23 protein-coding genes and 1 pseudogene are annotated in these 24,860 nt (G+C 34.6%); 9 read left to right on the forward strand and 15 right to left on the reverse strand.

Going from position 1 to position 24,860, the window contains the following annotated elements; translation table 11 throughout:
* Positions 1 to 37 precede the first annotated feature (37 nt).
* Positions 38 to 442: pseudogene (locus DOK76_RS11260) on the reverse strand (GNAT family N-acetyltransferase); the annotation flags it as partial.
* A complete protein-coding gene (locus DOK76_RS13180; protein WP_242542295.1) occupies positions 340 to 561 on the reverse strand; it encodes a hypothetical protein in 222 nt (73 codons plus the stop codon). The pseudogene DOK76_RS11260 and the gene DOK76_RS13180, both read right to left, overlap by 103 nt.
* Positions 562 to 730: 169 nt before the next feature.
* Here DOK76_RS13180 and DOK76_RS11265 point away from each other — a divergent pair, with 169 nt between their 5' ends.
* From DOK76_RS11265 to DOK76_RS11295, 7 genes are all read left to right on the forward strand, one after another.
* Entirely contained in the window at positions 731 to 2,506 is a 1,776-nt protein-coding gene (locus DOK76_RS11265) for a DNA-binding protein (protein WP_206967828.1), read from the forward strand.
* Positions 2,507 to 2,535: 29 nt separating this feature from the next.
* Positions 2,536 to 3,132: a Type 1 glutamine amidotransferase-like domain-containing protein gene (locus DOK76_RS11270; protein ID WP_206967830.1), complete on the forward strand. Its 597-nt coding sequence runs from the start codon at positions 2,536 to 2,538 to the stop codon at positions 3,130 to 3,132.
* Positions 3,133 to 3,304: 172 nt separating this feature from the next.
* Complete coding sequence (pyrG, locus tag DOK76_RS11275) at positions 3,305 to 4,912, forward strand: CTP synthase (RefSeq protein WP_206967832.1); 1,608 nt, start codon at positions 3,305 to 3,307, stop codon at positions 4,910 to 4,912.
* A 101-nt stretch (positions 4,913 to 5,013) separates the two neighbouring features.
* Positions 5,014 to 6,201, forward strand: coding sequence for a glycine C-acetyltransferase (locus DOK76_RS11280; protein WP_206967942.1), 1,188 nt, complete (start codon positions 5,014 to 5,016; stop codon positions 6,199 to 6,201).
* Between the two features lie 22 nt (positions 6,202 to 6,223).
* Entirely contained in the window at positions 6,224 to 7,183 is a 960-nt protein-coding gene (locus DOK76_RS11285; protein WP_206967834.1) for an L-threonine 3-dehydrogenase, read from the forward strand.
* Positions 7,184 to 7,339: 156 nt separating this feature from the next.
* Entirely contained in the window at positions 7,340 to 8,854 is a 1,515-nt protein-coding gene (locus DOK76_RS11290) for a DUF1846 domain-containing protein (protein WP_206967836.1), read from the forward strand.
* Positions 8,855 to 8,916: 62 nt separating this feature from the next.
* Positions 8,917 to 9,306 (forward strand): ASCH domain-containing protein, encoded by a 390-nt coding sequence (locus tag DOK76_RS11295; RefSeq protein WP_206967838.1) that lies wholly within the window; start codon positions 8,917 to 8,919, stop codon positions 9,304 to 9,306.
* Positions 9,307 to 9,337: 31 nt separating this feature from the next.
* On the opposite strand, the gene DOK76_RS11300 is transcribed toward DOK76_RS11295, so the two are convergent.
* The 9 genes from DOK76_RS11300 to lexA all read right to left on the reverse strand — a co-directional run bounded on the left by DOK76_RS11300 (position 9,338) and on the right by lexA (position 18,202).
* Entirely contained in the window at positions 9,338 to 10,561 is a 1,224-nt protein-coding gene (locus tag DOK76_RS11300) for an ABC transporter permease (protein WP_206967839.1), read from the reverse strand.
* A complete protein-coding gene (locus tag DOK76_RS11305; RefSeq protein WP_206967841.1) occupies positions 10,554 to 11,288 on the reverse strand; it encodes an ABC transporter ATP-binding protein in 735 nt (244 codons plus the stop codon). The genes DOK76_RS11300 and DOK76_RS11305 overlap by 8 nt, the downstream gene beginning before the upstream one ends.
* Before the next feature lies 1 nt (position 11,289).
* Entirely contained in the window at positions 11,290 to 12,432 is a 1,143-nt protein-coding gene (locus DOK76_RS11310; RefSeq protein WP_206967843.1) for an efflux RND transporter periplasmic adaptor subunit, read from the reverse strand.
* Positions 12,433 to 12,564: 132 nt separating this feature from the next.
* A complete protein-coding gene (locus tag DOK76_RS11315) occupies positions 12,565 to 13,842 on the reverse strand; it encodes a hydroxymethylglutaryl-CoA reductase, degradative (protein ID WP_206967845.1) in 1,278 nt (425 codons plus the stop codon).
* 12 nt (positions 13,843 to 13,854) lie between these two features.
* Complete coding sequence (locus DOK76_RS11320; RefSeq protein WP_206967944.1) at positions 13,855 to 15,030, reverse strand: hydroxymethylglutaryl-CoA synthase; 1,176 nt, start codon at positions 15,028 to 15,030, stop codon at positions 13,855 to 13,857.
* Between the two features lie 147 nt (positions 15,031 to 15,177).
* A complete protein-coding gene (locus tag DOK76_RS11325; protein WP_206967847.1) occupies positions 15,178 to 15,792 on the reverse strand; it encodes a 50S ribosomal protein L25/general stress protein Ctc in 615 nt (204 codons plus the stop codon).
* Positions 15,793 to 16,149: 357 nt separating this feature from the next.
* Complete coding sequence (locus DOK76_RS11330) at positions 16,150 to 17,184, reverse strand: M42 family metallopeptidase (protein WP_206967849.1); 1,035 nt, start codon at positions 17,182 to 17,184, stop codon at positions 16,150 to 16,152.
* A gap of 73 nt (positions 17,185 to 17,257) precedes the next feature.
* A complete protein-coding gene (locus tag DOK76_RS11335; protein WP_206967850.1) occupies positions 17,258 to 17,476 on the reverse strand; it encodes a hypothetical protein in 219 nt (72 codons plus the stop codon).
* A 105-nt stretch (positions 17,477 to 17,581) separates the two neighbouring features.
* Positions 17,582 to 18,202: a transcriptional repressor LexA gene (lexA, locus tag DOK76_RS11340; RefSeq protein WP_206967852.1), complete on the reverse strand. Its 621-nt coding sequence runs from the start codon at positions 18,200 to 18,202 to the stop codon at positions 17,582 to 17,584.
* A 141-nt stretch (positions 18,203 to 18,343) separates the two neighbouring features.
* Here lexA and DOK76_RS11345 point away from each other — a divergent pair, with 141 nt between their 5' ends.
* Both DOK76_RS11345 and tkt read left to right on the forward strand, forming a co-directional pair.
* Entirely contained in the window at positions 18,344 to 18,589 is a 246-nt protein-coding gene (locus tag DOK76_RS11345) for a DUF896 family protein (RefSeq protein WP_206967855.1), read from the forward strand.
* Positions 18,590 to 18,682: 93 nt separating this feature from the next.
* Positions 18,683 to 20,680 (forward strand): transketolase, encoded by a 1,998-nt coding sequence (tkt, locus tag DOK76_RS11350; protein WP_206967856.1) that lies wholly within the window; start codon positions 18,683 to 18,685, stop codon positions 20,678 to 20,680.
* A gap of 46 nt (positions 20,681 to 20,726) precedes the next feature.
* Here the strand turns inward: tkt and DOK76_RS11355 are convergent, their stop codons facing one another.
* From DOK76_RS11355 to DOK76_RS11370, 4 genes are all read right to left on the reverse strand, one after another.
* Complete coding sequence (locus tag DOK76_RS11355; RefSeq protein ID WP_206967857.1) at positions 20,727 to 21,893, reverse strand: CynX/NimT family MFS transporter; 1,167 nt, start codon at positions 21,891 to 21,893, stop codon at positions 20,727 to 20,729.
* A 68-nt stretch (positions 21,894 to 21,961) separates the two neighbouring features.
* The gene (locus tag DOK76_RS11360; protein WP_206967859.1) at positions 21,962 to 22,522 is read right to left on the reverse strand and encodes a helix-turn-helix domain-containing protein; all 561 of its coding nucleotides are present in this window, start codon (positions 22,520 to 22,522) and stop codon (positions 21,962 to 21,964) included.
* The gene (locus tag DOK76_RS11365; RefSeq protein ID WP_206967861.1) at positions 22,522 to 23,388 is read right to left on the reverse strand and encodes an SPFH domain-containing protein; all 867 of its coding nucleotides are present in this window, start codon (positions 23,386 to 23,388) and stop codon (positions 22,522 to 22,524) included. Before DOK76_RS11365 ends, DOK76_RS11360 begins: the two co-directional genes overlap by 1 nt.
* A gap of 81 nt (positions 23,389 to 23,469) precedes the next feature.
* Positions 23,470 to 24,813, reverse strand: coding sequence for an APC family permease (locus DOK76_RS11370; RefSeq protein ID WP_370590132.1), 1,344 nt, complete (start codon positions 24,811 to 24,813; stop codon positions 23,470 to 23,472).
* Positions 24,814 to 24,860 lie beyond the last annotated feature (47 nt).

Here is a 24,860-nt window from a genome sequence, read left to right on the forward strand (position 1 = left end):
CTAGTTTGTCTTCAATCTGACTGTAGAATAATTTATTCTACAGTTTCTTTTTTTTTAACCATTCTTTTTTTAGAATGCCGTAAATATAACTATTAGTCCACTCATTTTTACTCCAATAATCCTCAATAAAATAGGCTTCTTGTCTCATACCTAGTTTCTCGCAAAGTTTTTTTGATGCTATATTTCTAGTATCTAAATTAGCGTAAACTCTATGTGCATTAAAATGAGTGAAGACTTCTTCAATGATAGCTGAAATAGCTTCAAAAGCGAATCCTTGACGAGCATACTGGGGATGGAACACATAACCTATTTCAAAGGTGTCTTTCATATCTGCTGTCATTAATAAGACTTCGCCAATGACTTTATCCTGGTAAACAACGGAAAAGCTTGTTGAATTTTGATGTTTTTTCTTTTTGTCAAAGGCATTATGTTTATTTTCTTTAGTCCAAGGGGCGTTAGGTAGATACTGACAAACTTTCTCTTGAGAGTAAAATTCAAAAAATCAGATAAATCTTCTTCTTGTACGGGGCGTAATAGTAATCGACTTGTTGATAAAGACATCTCTTTTCCTCCTATTAAAGTAGAGTGTTAAGGTTAGTATAATTATACTGATAATTAATGAGTTAAATCAATAATATGTTGTTAGATAGTTAGAGACTTTGGACTGATGTGTATCAATGTTATAATTGATAAAATAGTATGTGTTATCAATGATGGAGGAGTGAATAAAATGAGTTTAGATTTAATCGTCATAACCTTAAAATTTAGTATTGGATTTCTACTAGGAATTGGTTTAGGTGTATTCTTTAGACCGAATGGAAGTGAAATGAAAAAGGTTGTAAGTAGAAGTATTAAGGTGAGTCTTGTCTATCTGATAGGGCTATTTATCTTTATATATTTTGCTTTACCATCCCAATCCCTAAATCAGTTATTATTTTATAATCTGTTAGGTTTTATTTTGGGAAATGGGGTTAGCTTACTTAGTTCTTTATCTAAGCAATCTGTAATTAAAGATACGAAGAGTAAAAAAGCAAAAGTAGTGATAGTAAAATCAAAAATGAGTCGCTTGTTTATTGGTTCCATTCTTTTGATGGTGCTTTTTCTAGTGAGTGTACCTGTGATTAAGATTTTAAGTATTGATGAAATTTATGAAACCATACCAGTTAAAAAGGTAGAACAAACTGAAGAATTGAAATCTACAAAAGAAACACCGATTGCTATGTCTATAAAAAGTGCCCGCAATAAAATGCAAAAAATGATGAGTAGTGTACCTAATTATAGTGGGTACCAACTTGGAACAACAACAGCTCAACTAATCGACGGAGAGTATGTTTATATTTCTGGTTTAGAGTATCGCAGCTTTTGGAAGTGGAATAAATACAAAAAAATTCCTGGTTACTTTAAAATAAGTGCTACAGATATCAATGCACAACCTGAATTTGTAGAAAAAGAAATGTATTACGTACCAAGTAGTTATTTATGGCAAGATGCTGAAAGAAAGATTTATGGGAAATCATCTAATTTAACGAGAACTGGTGCTGTTAACTTGGAAATTGGAGATGACGGAACTCCTTATTATGTCCAATCTTTATACAAAGAATATGGCTTAAGTGGTAAAAAACGATACGATGATTTTAAAACAGCAGTGCTAAATAGTGTGACGGGGGAAACGAAGGTTTATGATTTAAAAGATGTGCCTAAAGAAATTGATGCTCCATTAACAAGTGCTGTTGCAAGTAGTATGAATAATTACTATGGTAAATATGGTAAGGGTTGGTTGAATAGTCTGTTTTCAAAAGATGACGTGAAAGAACCGACAACTAATGGAATTTACTCATCAGGAGCAGTGACACCTTTAGTCTCAAAATCAGGAGAATTATTCTACTTTACAGATTTTACTAGTGATGATGAAAAACAAGATAGTGCCCTAGGCTACAGTTTGATTAATGCTAGAACTGGTACCATGGAATTTTACCGAGATAATAAGGGTATGATGGATAGTGATGGTGCTATCGCTATTTCTGAAAAGATTTATCCTGAGAAAAAATGGGAAGCCAAAATGCCGATTCTTTATAATGTAGAAGGCGTGCCAACGTGGATTATTTCGTTACTAGATACGAATGGGATTTTTAAAGGCTATGTGTATATTTCAGCTACAGATAGTGATGTGTTAGTTGATGGAACTGACGCTGAAAAAACACTACAAGCCTACAAAATGAAACTAAACCTTAAAGGTAGTAACAATAAAAACACAGAAAAAGGCTCATTAACGTCCTTTAAAGGAAAAGTTACTCGAGTTAACCACACGACAACAGATGGTAGTGAAACGATTTCTTTCATGTTAGAAGGACAAAACCAAGTCTTTAGAATCAGTACAGAAAATAATATTTATAGTATGTTTCTAGCTGAGGGCGATCAAGTGAGTTTTGAAGCAGCGACTAAAGAAGACGATGTACTTGTGACACTTGATGACATTCAAATTGATCATGTGACTCCACAAGAATAAAAAATTGATAAACAGACTGAGGTGATTGAATGACTCAAGGACAATTAATGCTATTATCTGGTGGTGGTTTTTCTACTGAAACCAATTCTTATATTGATCAAGTTGCTTTAAATTTGTGTCAGAACAAAGGTAAGAAAAGAATAGTTTTTGTACCAACAGCTAGTCATGATGCTCAAGGTTATATCGACAAGTTTAAAGAGGCTTTTAGTGAGCATGAGACCTATGTGTTGAAAGCAGAAGATTTGGAACAATCAGTTGGTATTGAAGAGATGGATATTATTTATATTGGTGGTGGTGATCCTCATTACTTAGTTGAGACCTGGAAAACAACAGGATTTGATAAAATAATCATCAAGTGTGTGGCTATGGGCATTCTTGTTATAGGTATTAGTGCTGGTGCCATGTGTTGGTTTGAAAAGATGAGGTCAGAGAAGAAGACAACAGATGGATTAGGTCTTCTTGAAGGTAGTATGTGTCCTCATTATGATGAAAAATGCGAAGAGACATTGGATTATGATATATGGGCAAAGGAAAATCCAGCTATCAAACACATCAAGCTAAACAATAATGAAAATTTACATGTTATTGATGAAACTATCATGGCTAAAATTATTTCTCTTAGTTAAAAAAATAAATTGACAAATGCCTTTTGAATCGGTATTATGTTCAATGGGCACCCTTTTAATAGGGTCAGAATAGAACGAGAACATAGTTGCTCCCTTATTCTTAAATGAATAGGGGAGCTTTTTTTGTTTTTTCTATGGCTTTTCCAAACAACGAAAGAAAGAGGGAAAACGTATGACAAAGTATATTTTCGTAACAGGTGGCGTCGTATCATCGATTGGAAAAGGGATTGTAGCTGCATCTTTAGGGCGACTACTAAAAAATAGAGGGTTGAAAGTAACAATTCAAAAATTTGATCCTTATATTAATATTGATCCAGGGACCATGAGTCCTTACCAACATGGAGAAGTTTTTGTGACAGATGATGGAGCAGAAACGGACTTGGATTTGGGCCATTATGAACGTTTTATTGATATTAATTTAAATCAATACTCAAATGTCACTACAGGAAAAATATACTCAGAGGTCATTAAGAAAGAACGTAAAGGTGATTACTTAGGAGCAACTGTTCAAGTTATTCCACATATTACTAATGAGATTAAAGAGAAAATGATGCGTGCGGCTGAAACAACTGATTCAGATATTATTATTACTGAAGTAGGTGGAACGGTTGGAGACATTGAGTCACTACCATTTTTAGAAGCATTGCGTCAAATGAAGGCAGAAGTTGGGTCTGATAATGTCATGTATATTCATACAACCTTAATCCCTTATTTAAAAGCTGCTGGTGAAATGAAAACAAAACCGACACAACATAGTGTGAAAGAACTAAGAAGCTTAGGTATTCAACCTAATATTTTAGTCCTAAGAACAGAGCAACCTATTAGTGAGGGAACTAAAGACAAATTAGCTCAGTTCTGTGATGTATCAAAAGAATCAGTTATTGAATCTTTAGACGTGGACACACTATACTCTATCCCGCTTAATTTACAAGCTCAAGGTATGGATCAGTTAGTGTGTGATCATTTAAAAATTGATGCACCAGTTGCAGATATGACAGAGTGGAAGGCTTTAGAACAAAAAGTACTAAGTCTCAAAAAACAAGTGAAGATTGCTTTAGTTGGTAAATATGTGGAGTTGCCTGATGCCTATTTATCTGTTGTAGAAGCATTGAAACATGCAGGATTTGAGCATGATAGTGATATTGATATTAAGTGGATTCAAGCAGAAGAATTAACAAAAGACAATAGTGATGAGTTATTAAAAGATGTTTCAGGTATATTAGTTCCTGGAGGTTTTGGCGATCGTGGTTTAGAAGGGAAAATCGAAGCTATTCGTTATGCCAGAGTTAATGATGTGCCGTTTTTAGGAATTTGTCTGGGAATGCAAATGGCTTGTGTGGAGTTTGCTCGAAATGTTATTGGGATTGAAGATGCCGATTCTGGTGAAACAAATCCAACAACGTCTAATAAAATCATTGATTTAATGCAAGATCAAGAAGATGTAGAAAACCTTGGAGGAACTCTTCGCTTAGGTTTATACCCATGTGTGATTAAAGAAGGTACTACGACAGCAAAAGCTTATCATAATCAAGAAGTCGTAGAAGAAAGACATCGTCATCGTTATGAATTTAATAATACGTATCGCCCGATGTTTGAAGAACATGGTATGACGTTCTCTGGTGTGTCACCAGATGGTAAATTAGTTGAGATTGTGGAGTTAAGCGATAAAAAATACTTTGTTGCTAGTCAGTTCCATCCAGAGCTTATCTCTCGCCCGAATCGACCCCAGTTATTATTTAGCGGTTTTATCAATGCTTGTGTCAATGAGGCGTCTGAATAATCGGCCTATTTTGTAGAAAACTCACTTAATTGGTAGTTGATTTAGGAAAAAATGTTATACTAGATTTATAAAAAATCAGGGGGTTTTCGTATATGAGTTTTATGAGTCCAAGTCTTGAAAAGTTCTTAGATGAGGGATTAGAAGATTTAAAAACAAAAGGATTGTATTCAACAATTGATGTCTTAGAAGGTGCTAATGGCCCAGAAATTATGATCAATGGTGAGAAGAAAATCAATCTTGCTTCTAATAACTATTTAGGTTTTGCTACACGTCCTGATTTGATTCAGGCAGCAAATGAAGCAACTGAAACATATGGTGTTGGAGCAGGTGCTGTTAGAACGATTAATGGAACGTTAGCAATTCATCGTGAGTTAGAAGAAAGAATTGCTAAGTTTAAAGGAACAGAAGCAGCTATTGCTTTCCAATCTGGTTTTAACTGTAACATGGGGGCTATTTCTGCAGTAATGAACAAAGAAGACGCTATTTTGTCAGATAGCTTAAATCACGCCTCAATCATTGATGGATGTCGTTTGTCACGTGCTAAGATCATTCGTGTAGAACATTCTGATATGGCAGATTTAGAAGAAAAAGCAAAAGCCGCTGTAGAAAGTGGTTTATATAAAAAAGTAATGTATATTACTGATGGTGTTTTCTCAATGGATGGCGATGTTGCTAAAATGCCTGAAATTATGGAAATTGCTGAAAAATACAATTTAATTGTGTATGTAGATGACGCTCATGGTTCTGGTGTCTTAGGTGGCGGAGCTGGAACGGTTAAAGAATTTGGTTTATCTGATAAAGTTGATTTCCAAATGGGAACACTTTCTAAAGCCATTGGTGTTGTTGGTGGTTATGTGGCTGGGTCACAAAAATTGATTGATTGGTTGAAATCACAAGCTCGTCCATTCCTATTCTCAACTTCTTTAACACCTGGAGCTTCTGCTGCTGTGATTAAAGCTATTGATTTAATGGAAACAGACCCAAGTCATGTGGAAAAATTATGGGATAATGCCAATTATTTCAAAGGGAAATTAAAAGAGATTGGTTATGATATTGGTCAATCTGAAACACCAATCACTCCAGTTATTTTAGGAGACGAAAAGTTAGCTCAATCATTTGCTAAACGCATGATTGAAGAAGGCGTTTATGTGAAGCCAATCGTTTTCCCAACAGTACCTCTTGGAACAGGTCGTGTGAGAAATATGCCAACAGCAGCACATACAAAAGAGATGTTAGATAAAGCTGTGAAGATTTACGAAAAAGTCGGAAAAGAAATGGGAATAATCTAGTTAACCATAAAGGTGGAAAATCATGAAAAGAATTATTGTAACAGGTTGTTTAGGTCAAATTGGTTCTGAATTAGTGTATCGACTAAGACAAGAAAAAGGATTAGATAATGTTTTAGCAACAGATATTAGAAAGCCAGAAGGCCATCCAGTTGTTGAAGAAGGATTATTTGAAGTATTAGACGTTCTTGATGAAGAAAAAATGTTAGCATTAGCTACAGAATTTGAAGCAGATACAATGATCCATTTAGCATCACTACTGTCATCTGTAGCAGAGGATAAACCGCAAATAGCTTGGCATATTAACATGAGTGGTTTAATGAATGCTCTTGAAGTGTCTAGAAAATTAAATTTACAATTCTTTACACCAAGCTCAATTGGTGCCTTTGGACCAGAAACACCTAAAATCAATACACCACAGGACACGTTACAACGTCCTAAAACTATGTATGGTATTACAAAAGTGGCTGGTGAATTATTGTGTGACTACTATCATACTAAATTTGGTGTAGATACGCGTGGTGTTCGCTTCCCTGGACTTATTTCATATGATACATTACCAGGTGGGGGAACAACGGACTATGCTGTAGAAATTTATTATGAAGCTCTTAAAAATGGCAGCTACGTGTGTCCTATCGGTAAAGGGACAGTGATGGATATGATGTATATGCCTGACGCTATCAATGCGATTGTAGACTTAATGGAAGCTCCTGAAGAGCAATTGATTCACCGTAATGCTTTTAATATTTCAGCGATGTCATTTGATCCTGAAGAAATAAAAGAAAGTATTCAAAAAGTAATGCCTGATTTTACAATGACTTATGACGTTAATCCAAAATTACAAGGTATTGCTGATTCTTGGCCAGATACTTTAGATTGTCATGTTGCAAAAGATGAGTGGCAATTTTCACCAATCTATGATTTGGATAAAATGACTGTAGATATGTTAGAGAAACTATCTATTAAATTAGCCAAAGAAAATTAGTTGATAAAAGAGATGGCTCCTAGAGAGTCCATCTCTTTTGTGTTGCTTGTTATACACAAGGAGTTTTTAAAGAATTAAAAAAACGGTAGTTATAAGTTGGCAGAGGAGCTAATATGACATATAATAGTTTCTTGAATAATTAATGGAGGGATCAACATGAAGAAAATTGGATTTGATTCTAAAAAATATATTGAAGAACAATCAAAATATATTTTAGAAAGAGTAAATGATTACGATAAGCTATATTTAGAGTTTGGTGGCAAGTTGATTGGAGATAAGCATGCCAAGCGCGTTTTACCTGGATTTGATGAAGATTCAAAAATTAAGATCCTTCAAAAGTTAAAAGACAAAGCAGAAGTGATTATTTGTGCTTATGCAGGAGATATCGAACGTAATAAGATCCGTGGTGATTATGGGATTACTTATGACATGGATATTCTGAAATCAATTGATGAATTTACAGAGTATGGGTTAAAAGTTAACAGTGTATTAATCACGCGTTACAGTGGCCAGCCTGCGACAAAAGTATTTATTAATAAACTAGAAAAAAGAGATATTAAAGTGTATACTCATGAAGCTATTGAGGGATATCCGTATAATATCGATCAAATTGTTAGCGATGAAGGTTTTGGTAAAAATCCATACATCCCAACAACAAAACCAATCGTCGTTGTGACAGCACCTGGAGCAGGAAGCGGTAAGTTAGCGACAAGTTTAAGCCAAATTTATCATGAAAGTAAATTGGGACGTGTGGCAGGGTATTCTAAATTTGAAACATTCCCAGTCTGGAATGTGCCATTAAAACATCCGTTAAACATTGCTTATGAAGCTGCAACAGTTGATTTAAAAGATGTTAACATGATTGATTCGTATCATTTTGATGCTTACGGTGAAGTGGCAGTAAACTACAACCGTGATATTGAAACATTCCCAGTGATTAAGCGAATTATTGAAAGAATTACTAAAAAAGAATCAGTATTTAAGTCCCCAACCGATATGGGAGTTAACCGTGTTGGATTTGGCATCATTGATGATGAGGTGATTAAAGAAGCTTCTAAAGAGGAAATTATTCGTCGTTGCTTCGATACGGAATGTTTCTACAAACGTGGAATGGTTGATGACGATGTGGTTAGTCGTATTCAAGTTATCATGGAAGAGATGGAACTTAAAAAAGAAGACAGAAACCCCGTTTTGCCAGCCAGAGAGTACGCTGAAAAGCTAAAACATGGCAACAATGAACTAGGAATTACGCCTGTGTCTGTTATGGCTTTTGAGTTACCTGATGGCAAAATAATTACAGGCCGCTCAACTGGCCTAATGGATTCATCAGCAGCTGCTATTTTGAATTCAATTAAGTATTTAGCTAACATTGGTGATGAAATTTTACTATTATCACCAGTTATATTAGAAACTATTCAAAAAACAAAAGTGGTTGATTTACATAGTAAAATCACAGCTTTAAATGCGAATGAAGTCTTAATTGCTTTATCAATTAGTGCAGTAACTAATCCAACTGCACAAATTGCTTATGAGAAATTATCTTCATTAGAAGGTACCCAGGCACATTCAACAGTCATGTTAAATAAAGATGACGAACAAATTTTAAAACGATTGGGAATGGATATTACAAGTGATCCAATCTTCCCGTCAGAGAATTTATTCTATATTTAGAAAAAGACAAAAAAGATTAGAACAAAAAAGTTCTAGTCTTTTTATTTAAGGAGAGCATTAAGATGAAAAAGGTTGTTAGATTTGGTTCAGAACGTGATGAACAAACATATTTAGCTCATTTAGTTTTAGACGGAGTCAAGATAGCCACCTCCTCTTTAAAAGAATTACAGGAATTGATGACTAAACCCAAAACAAGTCTCAATGATCGGTGGATTATTCAAAACGGATGGGCAGAAGAAGTATGTCAAGTTGATGTGACAACTGTAGAGCTTATACCATTTGGAGAGGTTACTGAAAGATTTGCCATTGATGAAGGTGATGGAAGTTATGAAAATTGGTATAATATTCATTCTCATTACTATCAACAATTACTTAACAAATACGATAGAGTGTTAAGTGATGAAACTATTTTAGAATGTGTTTACTTTAAACTTATAACAAAAAAACCTTAAGCAGGATGAACTGTTTAAGGTTTTTTGATATTTACTGATAAATAGCTTTAATTGGATCCATTTTAGCTGCATTGACAGCGGGGATAACCCCGAAAATTAAACCAATACCAGCAGAAATGCCAGCAGAGATAAGAGCCATTTGCGGACTCACAATAGCTTTGACATCTGGAACGACAACAGAAATTAAACTAGCAATACCAGAGCCAAGGAGTACGCCAATCACTCCACCAATCAGAGTGATAAAAGCAGCTTCAAGTAAAAATTGAAGTAAGATATTCGAAGGTTTTGCTCCAATAGCACGACGAATACCAATCTCACGTTTTCTTTCAGACACAGAGACATACATGATATTCATTACTCCGATACCACCAACTAATAAGGAAATAGCTGTAATAAAGAGTAATCCAGTGATGATTGCTTGCATCATATCTTCCATTTGTTTACGGAATGTTTCGTTGCTTCGATCTTCTTCAAAATTACCGACTAATTCGGGATGATAATCTTTTAGTAGCGCATTAGCTTCATCGATAATCATCATACGATCAGCATCTTTTTTGGTTTTTAATTTAATAGCATTAATTGGTTTGTTCTTTGCCAAATCATTGTAGGCTTTTTTAGGAACCGTGTTACTAAAAATAGATCCATCAGTAATCATTTCGTCCATATTAACTTTTTTCTTCACACCAATGACTTGAAATTTTTGTCCATCCACGTCGATGGCTTTTCCAATAATATCTTTAGGGTCCTTAATGTTTAACCCATAAAGCATCGCATCATAAGAAAGAACAATATTATTTTTATCTAAGTCATTTTCTGAAAAGTCAGAACCAAAAACAACATTTGGGTCTGGTTTTTTGTAAGCTTGAATCTCTCCACCTGTTTGAGTTTCAAAAAATGAAAAGTTTCCTTGAATGCCTTCAGGACCACCAAATCCATAACTATAATCAGCACTGATGTTATCGATACCATCAATTTTTCTTAACATTTTTAAATCAGACATGTTAAAGGCAAAGTTATCAAATTCTTGGCTTGCGACAGCAGATTCATCTTCAGCATCTACTTTATAGATTAATCGAATTGTATCGGCATTAGAGGATTCAAGAAGCTCTAAACTACTTTGTTTCATTCCTTCACCAATAGCCGAAACAGTTACAACAGCACTGATTCCGATAATAATTCCAACCATTGTCAGGAAAACTCTTAGTTTATGAGCTTTAAGACTTAAGAAAGTACTTAGGAGTAGGTTTTTAAGCATGATTAAATTCCTCCTCTGTTAAAAAGAGACCATCTTTCATGTAGACAACTCGAGAGGCATATTTTTTCATATCGTTATCATGAGTAACCATAACGATTGTTTTACCTTCTTTATTTAAGTCGCTAAGAATATTCATAATGTCAGCACTAGTTTCACTATCAAGGGCACCAGTAGGTTCATCAGCCATAATAAGTAGGGGTTCGTTCACTAAGGCACGAGCAATTGCTACACGTTGTTGTTGACCACCAGATAGTTCTGTTGTTTTAGACGATTCTTTTCCTTCAAGTCCGACTAATTGTAAATAGTGTTCGGCAATTTTTTTCCGTTTGCTTTCTTTTTTCTGACCTTCATAAACCATTGGAAGTTCCACATTCTGTGATACATTAAGTGATTGAATGAGGAAAAATTGTTGAAAGATAAAGCCAATGTATTTATTTCTTAATTCAGATTTTTGATTTTCCGTTAATTGTGATACATCTTGTTCATCAAAAATGTAAGAACCATCAGATGTTTGGTCTAAAAAACCAATAATATTCATTAAAGTCGTTTTACCGCTTCCTGATTTTCCCATAATCATTAAAAACTCACCGCGCTCAATTGTCAGATTCAGATTTTTAAGCACATGTAATTGATTTTTACCTACAGGATAGTATTTATTGATGCCTGTCATTTCAATGAGTGGGGAAGAAGCAGCAAGGGTTTCTTCTTGTCTCAATTCTTCAGTCATATTAATTCATCTCCCCAGACATTTCTGCTCCTGCATTATCTAAAATTTCACCATTTTTAAGTTCTTTATCGGATTTGACAATAATTTTATCAAGACCTTCTAGTCCACTATCAACGATAACCATTCCCTTTTCACCGGCTGCTTCAGAGACTTTAATATCTTTTCTTAGCACAGTACCAAAGTCATCAACAAACACGTATTTTTGCTTATTAGACTCATCAGTATGAACAGCCTTTTCTGGAATTTGAATTTTTTTGTCATCTAGCTTAATAGAAGACTGAACGTGAAAACCTGTTCTAACATCTTGACCGTCTTTTAAAGTTAATTTAACGGTGTATGTTGATAAAGCACCAGTTGAACCACCCTGATTTGCTCCTGCTTGGTTCGTTTGAGCAGTTGTTGGAGAGGTAGAGATGTAAGTAATTTCCCCTTGATATACTTTGTTGTCAGCAATTGTTCTAACTTCAGCTGGTTGTTTCACTTTGATTTTACTTAAATCACGCTCATTGACTTCACCTTCAACGTAAAAATCATTAGATGTTAAAGTCATGATAGCACTATCTCTGTTTTGTTCTTGTGCAATAGTGATTTGTCCACTAAATGGGGCAGTTACTTGATTAACTTGTTTGTTATAAAGTTCATCAATTTGACTTTGTAATTGTCCCATTTTGATATCGTAGCTATTTAAATCATATTTCAAAGAAATACTTTCTTGTGTGCTTGCATTATTAGTGGCTTCTTTATTTTGCCCTAATTCATTTAATTCTAATTGCATTTGTCTAGCAGCTTTTTCTTTTTCTGCTTGAGTTGACTCAATTTGGAATTTTAATTCAGTAATTTGATTATCACTTGTTTCATCAACATATTGATATAAAACAGTGTCTTTTTCAATGTTGTCACCATTCTTGACATTTAAATCACCTAATTTACCCAGTGTTGCATCTTTGATAAATTCTTTTGATTCAGTTGGTGTGACTATTCCATTGATAAAAACCTGTTCCACATCTTCGACTGTATAGTATTCGATGTTAGATTCAGCAACAGGTTTGTCGCTTGCTTTTCCTCCGAATAATAGTTTTACGCCAATGGCCAAAACGATAATACCTAAAACAATTCCTAAAATAATTTTCTTTTTCTTTGACATAAGTAAAAAACTCCTTTGTTTTTTGTTATACCCTTTCATTTTATCTTAAAAAAGAACTAAGTAAATCAGACGTAAGTCCTAGAAAAAAAGACCAATTACCACGAAATAGTGATAATTGGTCTTTGTAATGATTTATTTTCTGATTTGTTCTAATAAGTTTGTCGCTAAAGCTGAATTCATAATAGGAGACTCGCGCAGAAGTCGAGCGACTTCTTCAATCTCTTCATTTTCAGCACCAACTTGAATAGCTAATGAGTTTGCGTGTAAACTCATATGTCCTTTTTGAATCCCTTCAGATACAAGAGCTCTTAGAGCAGCAAAGTTTTGAGCTAGTCCAACACAAATAATGACACGAGCTAATTCCTCTGAAGTAGAGACATTGAGTAGTTCGAGATTTGCTTTTGCCATTGGTAAAACAGAAATGGCACCACCAACTGTTCCAACAGCCATAGGTAATGTTAATTCACCTATTAAGCACTTCTTGTCAATAGACCATGTTGTCATACCTTCATAGCGCCCATTACGGCTAGCATAGGCATGAGCACCGGCTTCGACTGCACGAGGGTCATTTCCTGTAGCAATCACAACAGAGTCTATCCCGTTCATAATACCTTTATTATGAGTTGCTGCTCGGTAAGGGTCTAACTTGGCATAAATCGAAGCTTCGACAATTTTTTGAGCTAACTCTTTCCCTGAGTAAGTAGACGTTGTTAAATCGTCAAAAGGAATTTGACAAGTCGCTTTAACAAGAGCATCTGTATTGAAATTACTTAAAATAGACATAAGAGCCGTTCCTTTTGTTAAATCAACTAGAAAAGGGGTAACACCTTCTAAAATAGTATTAATGATATTAGCTCCCATAGCGTCTTTTGTTTCAATCATTAAGTAAACTGTTAAAAATTGTTCAGAGGTGAGAGTGTGATCTTCTAAAATAGATACTCTTACTTCTTTCAAACCACCACCTCGTTGATGAATAGAAGGGTGGGCTTCTTTAGCTAAGACCAATAAAGTATCTACATGAGTTTCAATTAATTGTTTGGCTTCTTCAATACAAGGGACTTGCTTGAGAATAACTTGACCAATCAATTCTCTTTTTTCAAGTATGGTTGTAAAACCATTTCGACTCGCTATTTTGGCTGCGTTACTACATGCTGCAATCACAGAAGGTTCCTCAACCACCATAGGAATTATTTTGTTCTCACCATCAATAGTGAAATTAAGCGCAACACCTTGTGGTAAGTGAAATTGACTAATTTGATTTTCTATCAGTGAATTAGCAACATCTTCTTTTAAAAGAGGACTATCAATAAAGAGTGCTTGATTATTTTCTGATAGGTGGCCTTCACTTGTTAAAGTTGTTAAGCGTTCCAATCGTGTTTGTTGATAGAATTTTTTGGTTTGCTTCGTCACTGGTAACTCTCCTTATTGGCGTTCGTTATAATGTCTTTGGTGATCCGTAATACTTGATAAGTAGAAGTGGCTCTTATCATACTTAGCTTCACTAAGTGGGTGAGTGCCATCTGTTTTAGGTAATTCTTTAGTAAAGATAGTTTCGTATTCTTCAATAGATAAATCATAACGATTATTTAACATATCTTGGTGAGCTTCTTTTAAGAGATGTTTGTCATAATCTTCAACTAATCTACCAGAGAAAATTTCACCTACAGCGCCTGATCCGTAACTAAAGAAACCAATTAAATCTCCAGATTTTAAAGAGTTTTCGTCACTGTCTAATAAAGACATCAAGCTAAGGTATAACGAACCTGTATAGATGTTACCAATGTTTTTTGTATAGGTAGTCGATAAATCATAGTGAGACATTAAACGCTTTTGAACGTCTTCAGATTCATTTTCTAAAGCAGGTAAGAGTGCTTTTTTCCCCATTTTACTATAAGGTAAATGGAAACAAAAAGCATTGAAATCTGCTAATGAATAGCTAGTTCTTTTAGAGAATTCCTCCCAAATAGTTGAGAAAAAGTTAACATAAGCTTCATTTGAAAACTTGCCATTAACAATAGCAGTATCTGTATAGTTTGGACGCCAGAAATCAAAAATACTTTCAGTCATAGAAACAGAAACATCTTCAAGTTCTAAAATTCTAGGATTTTCACTAATTAACATCGCCACTGCACCAGCACCTTGAGTTACTTCACCAGAAGTAGCTAAGCCATATCTTGAAATATCTGATGCGATAACTAAAGCTTTTCTGCCAGGGTGAGTGGTAATAAAATCTTTTGCCATCATTAATCCAGCTGTTGCTCCGTAGCATGCTTGTTTCACTTCGACTGACTTAGCGAAGGGATGGATATTAAGTAGTTGGTGGATAAAGGCTGCTGAAGATTTTGATTCATCAATACCTGTTTCTGTTCCGACTACAATTAAGTCAATTTTACCTAAGTCTGTAGCATCTAAAATAGGAAGAGCAGCATTAGCTCCCATTGAAACAGTATCTTGGGTAATCGTTGGGACTGCCATTTTAGATTGTCCGATTCCAACTGTGAATTTGTTAGGATCAATTCCTCGGTGTTCTGCCAATTTAACTAAATCAATATAAGTATTTGGCGTAAAAAAGTTCATTTTATCTATTCCGATCAAAATTAACACTCCTAGTAAGTTTATTAAATCTACGTCATTTTATCATATATTCAGATAAGACTATAGTAATCCTATTAATTTTATAAATACTTTAATGATTCTTTATAATCAAAAAAAGACTACTCCTTAAAGAGTAGTCTAAAAAGTCTTTTATTCAGCTGGTTTTTCAGTGATAACTTCAGGTTCACCAGCAGTTGCAGTTGCTTCTTCTTCAGCAGCACTTACTTCTGTAACCGCACAGATTTGTTCTTCTGAGTCGTTAACAATAACAAAGCCATCTTGTGCTGGTAAATCACCAATCACTAATGCGTCTCCGATTGCCATTTCAGTAATGTCAACTTCGACACGTTCAGGTAATTTATCAGGAGTTGCTGATACCATAACAGCGTACAAGTTTTGCTCAAGAACACCACCAGCTTTAACGCCTTTAGACGTTCCAACTAAAGTTAATTCAGCTTCAACTTCAACTTCTTCGTTCATGTCTACTGCTAAGAATTCAGCGTGAATCCATGCTCTTGAAAAAGTGTCTAGTTGGTAAGTGTGTAGTAATGTACTAATCTTTTTACCGTTTAAATCTAGAGTATAAACAGCGTTTAAGCCGTTTTCACGAATGGCCTTGTCAAGTTCGTGGGCATCTACTGAAAATGAAATATTTCCCATTTTGTTACCATGAACTGAGCTAGGTACTCTTCCTTCTTCTCTTAACTTTTTACGGATAGATCGTGGTCTAACCGCTCTTTCTTCTGCTTTTAATACTACTGACATAAATAATCTTCCTCCTTTAGAATAAAATCTTAATTCGGTTCGTTATTTAGTTCTGCAGTGTTAATCGAGAATTGAGCCTGTCGATTATCATGCGCTTAAAAAATGAATGTCAGCATTTTTTAAGTGACGAACCATAAACTTACAAATAGAGATATCGCAGATTTTAATCGAATAGAAGAAGCTATTCTGAATTAAACAACAGACATAAGACTTAAGCATTCTGTTTTCTGCTTGCTCATCGTGGTTCAAAAAACCACACTATAATATAAGCTTATGTATTAACCATACTTCTTATCTGATAAAAGGTCAAGGAAAGAGTTTATTTTTTATTATTAATATCAGGTGTCTTTTTTAAAATTAACATAAATTACTAAATAAATATTTTTCTATTAATTGTTCAGTAGCGTTAATAGAATCAATATGTGTTCGCTCAAAGGCATGACTTGCTTCGATACCAGCACCAATTAAACCGTGCTTAACATCTGCTCCAGCTTTCATAGCAGCAGAAGCGTCACTGCCGTAGAATGGGTAAATATCTAATTGATAAGGAATATTATGTTCTTGGCACAATTTAACAAAATGATTTCTTAAATCAAGATGATAAGGACCGCTACTATCTTTCACACAAATAGAGACAGTGTACTCATCTGTTTGTTGGTCATCTCCCATAGCTCCCATATCAACGGCTAAGTACTCAACGACACGATCATTAATATTTGAATTACCACCGTATCCAATTTCTTCATTGTTTGAAAAGAAGAAGTGAGTAGTATAAGGTAATAGGTTTTCTGATTGTTGTAACTTAAGTAAAAATTGAATTAAAATAGCTGCACTCACTTTATCGTCTAAATGACGAGATTTAATAAAACCAGAATCAGTAATCTGCGTACGAGGATCAAAACTAATGAAATCCCCAACAGCAATCCCTAGTTTTTCCGTATCTTCTTTAGAAAATGTTTTTTCATCAAGACGAACTTCCATGTTGTCTTGATTTCTTTTAGCAGATCCAGCATCTTTATAAACATGGACACTTGTTTGATGCATTAAAATAGTTCCAGATAGTTCTTTTCCTGATTGAGTATGAATGGTACAGTATTCACCTTCAATAGAGTTGTAGTTAAATCCACCGATTAAATCTAATTTTAGTCTACCATCAGATTTAATCCCTTTAACCATAGCCCCTAATGTATCAATATGAGCTGTTATAAAGCGATGATTGTCTTTATCTTTACCAGGAACTGTTACGATTAAACTTCCTTTACGGTTAATGGTCATCTTATAACCAGTTTTTTCTAATAGAGTAGCAATATGTTGGATAATTTTTTTAGTGCTACCAGTTGGTGAGGGAATATTAGTTAAAGTTTGAACTAATTCGATCGTTGATTGAGTCATAAAAAGCCTTCTTTCTAAATTTAGTTTTCTTTTACATTATACTCTTTGAACAATAAAAAAACAGTCACTGTGTTTAGCGACTGTTACGGTAACTATAATGTGGATTATCTTTTGCGTATTTTTGGTATTGTTTATATTGTTTTACTTTATAACTTTTTTCATCCCAAAGCATTAGCCAAATCATGACAAGGGGAGTTAATACAATCAAAGCCGCTTGCCAACCTAGTGTTCCTAAAATAATACCTAAAACTAAAACGATTAATAATAATGCATATCTTCTAATTGCTTCCATCTTTGATCACTCCTTAAAATATCAAGAACGTTTGTTCGTATCTTTATTATACAAACAAACGTTCTTATTGTAAAGAAAAAAATAAAGCTTTTCGCTTTATTTTTTTTAGATATGATTTCGGTACAACCCAACGACTTTCCCAAGAATAGAAACGTCATTTAAAATGATAGGTTCGAGACTATCATTTTCTGGTTGTAAGCGAATATGTGTGGCTTCTTTAAAGAATCTCTTACAAGTGGCTTCATTTTCGTCTGTCATAGCAATAACGACATCACCATTTGAAGCATTGGCTTGTTTTCTTACGATGACATGATCTCCATCAAAGATTCCAGCATTAATCATACTTTCGCCTCTAATGGTTAACATGAATAAACTATTTTCTTCGTATTTTAAATCTGGAGGAAGAGGGAAGAAGTCTGATGCTTCTTCAACTGCTAAAATAGGTTCACCAGCTGTAACAACGCCTAACATTGGAATGGTTGTTGGACGAACACCTATAACATCTAAACCTTCAGCTGTTAACTCAATTGCTCGTGGTTTTGTCGGGTCTCTTAAAATTAAGCCTTTTTTTTCTAAACGAGACAGATGTCCATGAACAGTTGATGTTGAAGATAAATTGACGGCTTCTCCAATCTCTCTAACTGTTGGTGGATAGCCTCTTTCTTCGACTTGTTCATAAATATACCTTAAGACATCAACTTGTCTTGAAGATTGTTTTTTTGTCATAAGCTTTCTCCATTTCTTTTTTTTGAGTGTAACATAATTTAGATAATAAATCAAACGGGTGTTCGCTTTTTTGAGAGGCGAAATATTGTGCTTTTGTGCCAATTAAGTTAAAATTATAGATGAATTAAGGGAGGTAATATTATGTTAAGTAAAGAAAAATTAGCACGTATAAATGAATTAGCTAAAAAAAGTAAAACAGAAGCTGGTTTAACATCTGAGGAAAAGGTAGAACAAGCAGATTTAAGACAAGAGTATCTTCAAAGATTTAGAGGCGGTATGAGAAATCATATTGAAGGAATGAAAGTCGTGGATCAAGAAGGAAACGATGTCACACCGGATAAATTAAAAGAAATTCAAAAAGATAAAGGGCTTCATGGAAGACAATAGAAGTGAACTAATTTTCAAAACACTTGCTAAAAACAAGGTTTAGGGTTAAAATACAATAAAGGTAAAACAAACCTAAATAGGAGGATTCGTTTTATGAAGTTCGATACAATAGATCAATTAGGGGTTAATACGATTCGTACACTTAGTTTAGACATGATTCAACAAGCTAACTCAGGTCACCCTGGTTTACCAATGGGAGCAGCACCGATGGCTTATACATTATGGACTAAACATCTAAAAGTTAACCCAAGCACATCAAGAAATTGGGTAGATCGTGACCGTTTTATTTTATCAGCAGGACATGGTTCCTCTATGTTATATAGTTTACTTCATTTATCTGGTTACAACTTGCCAATGTCAGAACTTAAAAATTTCCGTCAATGGGATAGTTTAACACCAGGACATCCAGAAGTTCTGCATACTGATGGGATTGAAGCAACAACAGGTCCCCTTGGTCAAGGGATTGCAATGAGTGTTGGTTTTGCAATGGCAGAAGCTCATTTGGCAGCGACTTACAATAAAGAAAACTTTAAGATTGTTGATCACTACACTTATGCTTTATGTGGAGATGGCGACTTAATGGAAGGTGTCTCTCAAGAAGCAATCAGCTTAGCAGGACATTTAAAATTAGATAAATTAATCGTTTTATATGATTCAAATGATATTTCATTAGATGGTCCATTAGATAAATCATTTAGTGAAAGCGTGAAAGGTCGTTTTGAAGCGACTGGTTGGCAACATATTTTAGTAGAAGATGGTAACGATTTAGAAGCTATTTCATCTGCTATTGAAGCTGCTAAAGAAGAAACAACTAAACCAACTATTATCGAAGTGAAAACAATTATTGGTTTTGGTGCTAAAAATCAAGGAACTAATAAAGTTCACGGTGCCCCATTAGGAGCAGACGGTTTGGCATTTGCTAAAGAATCTTATGGCTGGGATTACCCATCATTTACAGTTCCAGAAGAAGTAGCAACTCGTTTTAACGAAGACATGATTGTTAAAGGTGAGAAAGCTGAGCAAGAATGGCAAGCACTATTTGCTTCATATAAAAAAGCTTACCCAGAATTAGCAGAGCAATTTGAAGCTGCTTTTGAAGGGGACATTAAAGTTGATTTAGAAAAAGCACTACCTGTTTATGAAGTAGGGGATTCATCTGCTAGTCGTATTACTAGTAAAGAAGCCATTCAAGAATTAGCGAAAGTATTACCTAATTTCTGGGGTGGTTCAGCTGACCTTTCATCTTCAAATAATACAATGATTGCTGGAGAAAAAGACTTTGAACCTGGACAATACGAAGGCCGTAACATTTGGTTTGGTGTTCGTGAATTTGGAATGGCAGCAGCAATGAATGGTATTATGCTACATGGTGGAACACACGTTTATGGCGGAACATTCTTTGTCTTTGTGGATTACTTACGTCCAGCTGTTAGATTATCAGCAATCCAAAAAGCACCGGTTACTTATGTGTTAACGCATGATTCAATTGCTGTTGGGGAAGATGGTCCAACACATGAGCCAATTGAACAATTATCAAGTCTACGCAGTATGCCAAATGTGAACTTAATCCGTCCTGCAGATGGTAATGAAGTGTCTGCTGCTTGGAAAGTAGCCGTGACATCAAAAGAAACACCAACTGTTTTAGCTTTATCTCGTCAAAACTTACCAGTTTTAGAAGGAACAAAAGAAAAAGCATATGAAGGTGTAGCTCGCGGAGCTTACGTTTTATCTCCATCTAAAGAGAGCACACCAGCAGGTATCTTAATTGCAACAGGTTCTGAAGTGAACTTAGCAATGGAAGCTCAAAAAGAATTAGCTAAAGAAGGTATTGATGTATCAGTTGTTTCAATGCCATCAACAGCGGTCTTTGATGCTCAAGAAGCGTCATATAAAGAATCAGTTTTACCAAAAGCTGTCACAAAACGTGTATCAATCGAAATGGGAGCAACATTTGGTTGGGAACGTTATGTTGGCTTAGATGGTAAAGTAATGGGAATCGATCGCTTTGGAGCAAGTGCTCCAGGAAACACTGTGATTGAAAACTACGGCTTTACTGTTGAAAATGTTGTTAAGACATTCAAGAGTTTATAGCATATACAAAGAGTGATGTAAGACACGTCTTACATCACTCTTTTTTTTAGTTAATTTTTTTGTTTTGACCAGCTTGTAGTCCTACAATGAGTAACACAAAAGTCATACCAATCAATAAGAATAAAGAAGGTTGCCAATTACCTGTTAGGTCATGTAAAAACCCAAATAAAAAGGGACCAATAGCTGCCAAGATATAACCAATTGATTGAGCCATTCCAGATAAGTCTGCCGCTTCTTTAGGTGTAGTAGTTCTTAAATTGAAAAACATCATGGCTAAACTAAAGGCAATACCTCCAGCAATACCGATAAAAATAATGGCAGTTGTAATAACTAAAGAGTTAGAAAACATTAGACCACTAATTCCTAATGTAAATAGAGTAAAAGAAGCAATAACAAGAGATTTTTGATTTTCTTTTTTCTCAGCTACGATTGGAATAATAAACGTCGTCGGTAAGAGAGTTAACTGTAGTAATGACAACATACCGCCTGACTTAGCACTAGGTATGCCTTGACTGATTAACATTTGAGGTAACCAAGCAACTAGTACATAAAAAATAAAGGATTGAATCCCCATAAAAAGAGAAATAGACCAAGCTAATGGAGATTGCCAAATAGAAGATTCTGAAGTGTTTGTTTCAGTTGTTTCTGCTATGTGATTATGTTTCATTTGAGGCAACCAACTAATTAAGGCGATTAAAACAAGAGCTAACCATAAAGTAAGTGCTTGATTCCACGTCCAGCCTAGCTTTTGAATAAGTGGAATACTAACTCCAGAAGCAATCGCTCCTGTTAAATTCATGCTAACGGAGTAAACTCCTGTAACTAAGCCACTTTGTTGATGAAATTCTTTTTTGACAATACTTGGAATTAAGACATTTCCAATGGCAATACCACAACCTAAAACAATAGTTCCAAGAAATAGTGTAGCTATACTAGGGATATAACGAATGCTTAAGCCTATTAGTAATAAGACAAGGGCAATAAAAATCGTTTTTTCAGTGCCGAATCGTCGTGCTAACTTAGGTGCAATAGGTGAGATTAAAGCAAAAGCAATGAGAGGAAGAGTTGTGATTAACCCAGCTTGTGCTCCTGTTAAATTTAACTCTTCTGTAATGGTTCCTACTAATGGACCTACTGATGTAATGGGTGCTCGCAAATTAGTAGCAACTAGTATAATGCCTAAAAGTAAGGCGTAATTAATTTTTTGTTTCAACTGACAACTTCCTTTCCAAAATAAAAAACATATAATATAATATGGCTTTGCATATTATATTATATGTTTTAGTATTTTACAACAATAGTTAAATAAATATCGTTTGTGGAGTTATTGATGTATTCATGAGAGAGGGTTGAATCAAAATTAATGCTATCATAAGTATTTAAGGTATAGTGCTTAGTTCCTACGACTAACTCTAACTCCCCAGTCATGACAGTGACAATCTCCGTTGAATTCTGTGTTTGATGAGTTCTTTTTATATGAGACTTGCCTTTTAAACAAACTCTGTAAACTTCAACGTTATCTTCTTGGAAAACAGGTTGGACTACCCAACCATTTTCCAAATCATTAATGAATGATGGTGTTTTTTCATTAGCAGAAGAAATAGTTGTCTCATTTTGACTAAAACCAAGTAATTTACTTAAAGGAATCTGTAAAGAATTCGCAAGTTTCCATAGGCTATTTAGAGTTGGATTGGAGCGTCCGTTCTCTATATTACTAATAGTAATGGCGCTAACTCCAGAAAGACTAGCTAATTCTTCAATTGTTAATTGTTCTTTTTTTCGAATTAAGCGCAACTCATTGCCGACTTGATCGCTTAAAAGTTGGTTGTTTTCTGTACTCATTAATCTTTGACATCTCCTGTATTAATCACTGGTTGTGTGCCTTTATCAGTGATAATTGAAACAAGTAAATTATTAATTAGTTGGACACGTCGATCATCGTTGAATTCGATATCTTGTCCTTGTTCAATTTGTTCCAGTGCCATTTGAGTCATTGATACGGCTCCTTCAACAATTGTTTGGCGGGCAGAAAGAATGGCACGAGCTTGCTGACGTTGAAGCATAGCACTAGCGATTTCTGTGGCATAGGCTAAATGATTTAATCGTGTTTCAATCACTTCCACACCAGCAATAGCTAGGCGCTCTTCTAATTCTATTTTAAGTTTTTCTGACACTTCTGTTGTATTTCCTCGTAAAGTAATATCCTCATCTTCAAAAGTATCATAAGGGTATTGAGAGGCAATGTGTCTAAGGGCTGTTTCACTTTGAATCGCCACAAAATTTAAATAATTATCTACTGAGAATAAAGCTTTTGCTGTGTCCACAACTCTAAAAACAACGACAGCTGAAATTTCAATAGGGTTACCATCAAAATCATTAACCTTTAGTAAAGCTGTATTAAAATTTTTCACTTTAAGTGAAATTAACGTTTTTTGAGTTAATGGAGTGGTAACGAAAAGTCCATTATCCTTGATTGTTCCAAGGTACTTACCAAAGAAAAGAATAGCTTTTGCTTGGTTTGGACCAACAATGGTTAAAGAGCTAATAAATAAACCAGAAATTAACCAAAGTAAGACACCGAAGATACCAGTGACAACTGTTTCATTAAGAATAGTGAGATAGAAAAGCCAACCTCCACCAATGACCATAAACAATAAAATTAAAAGACCTAGATAACCATTAATATGAAATGTATTTTTTTCTTTCATCTTGAATCCCTCGCTTTCTTTTATCTTAATGTTAGTATACTAAAACCTCAAAAACAATACTAACAAAAAAACAACTCACTCTTAAGAAAGAGAAAGTTGTTTTTTACAATATGTGTAACCAGAAATAGAGAAAATAGAACAAATCACGAAAAAGGCAATCATTGATAATGGGTTAGAAGAGAACCCACCAATAATAATAATAGAACCACCAATAAGTGCTAAGATAGGTGAAATTAAGCCAGTGAATACATTTGTTACTATTTTTTGTTTGTAAAGCATCAGTACTTTAATATAGAGAGCCATGTAGAATAGGTAACCAAAAACAATAGCTATTTCACTAATATCACCAGTTGTCATTAGACTAAATTTTTGTGATAAATAATGAATGAAAAACCAGAATAAAGAACAAGCCATACTAATTAAAGCAGAGTAATTTTTAGATAAGCCACGGTTATTTTTCACCACTTGTTCTGATGCTGGAATCATATTTTTAGTTGCTAGAGCGTAAGGCATACGAATATGTCCCAAAATAACGCCATTAACTACACCTAACATAGAAATTAAAATAAATAAAAGAATGATTACTTCACCACTTTTACCTAATAACATTTGTCCAACTTGAGTGACTGCACTGTTTCCTGTTGCTAAGATGTATTCAGGTCCAAGAATATGAGTCATACCTAAGAAATAAGATAGATAGACGATTAAAACAATAATAGGGGCAATAACTAAAGCAATAGGCATTGTTTTTTTAGGGTTTTTAACTTCTCCTGAGATGCTAAGAGAAATGGCCCAACCGTCATAAGAAAAGGCTGTTGGTGCTAAAGCTGCTAACCAACCCATACCTACATTGGTAAGTGGAACAGGATTAACATTACTAGGAATGTCTGGTTGTCCTTGATTAAAGAAAAGAGCGATAATACCAACACCAATTAAAGGAATCAATTTAATGAGAGACGAAATGACTTGAAAGTGACCGCCTAATGAGCTAGATAGGATATTAATGAAATAAAATAGCAGTAAATAGCCTAACCCAATTAGCATTTGTAAATCCAAGTTATCTGGTAAACCTAGAAGTAAGCACGTATAAATACCTGCTGCCCAAGCAACAACAACAGCAATCGTTGGGTAGTAAAGAAAAGTTTGGAACCAACCAACGGCACTTGCGATGCTTTCTGAATAAAAATCTTCAAAATAGCCAACAATCCCACCATTTTTAGTACTACGAGAAGCTAAATTTGTCAGTGAAATACTACCGAAAATGATACTAAAGGCACCAATAACAAAAACTAGGGCACCTAGAAAGACATTTCCACCAGTAAACATTAAAATGTCATCAACTTTGTAAAAAATACCAGATCCAATACAGATCCCAACAATCATGGCAGTTGCTGTCCATAAACCATATGATTTTTCTTGTTTAATAGAAAAGACCTCCTAAATAATATTCTATAAGGAAATATACCATATCT

It is taken from the genome of Candidatus Vagococcus giribetii (assembly GCF_017316185.1).
In the GTDB taxonomy this organism is placed as follows: Bacteria; Bacillota; Bacilli; order Lactobacillales; family Vagococcaceae; genus Vagococcus; species Vagococcus giribetii.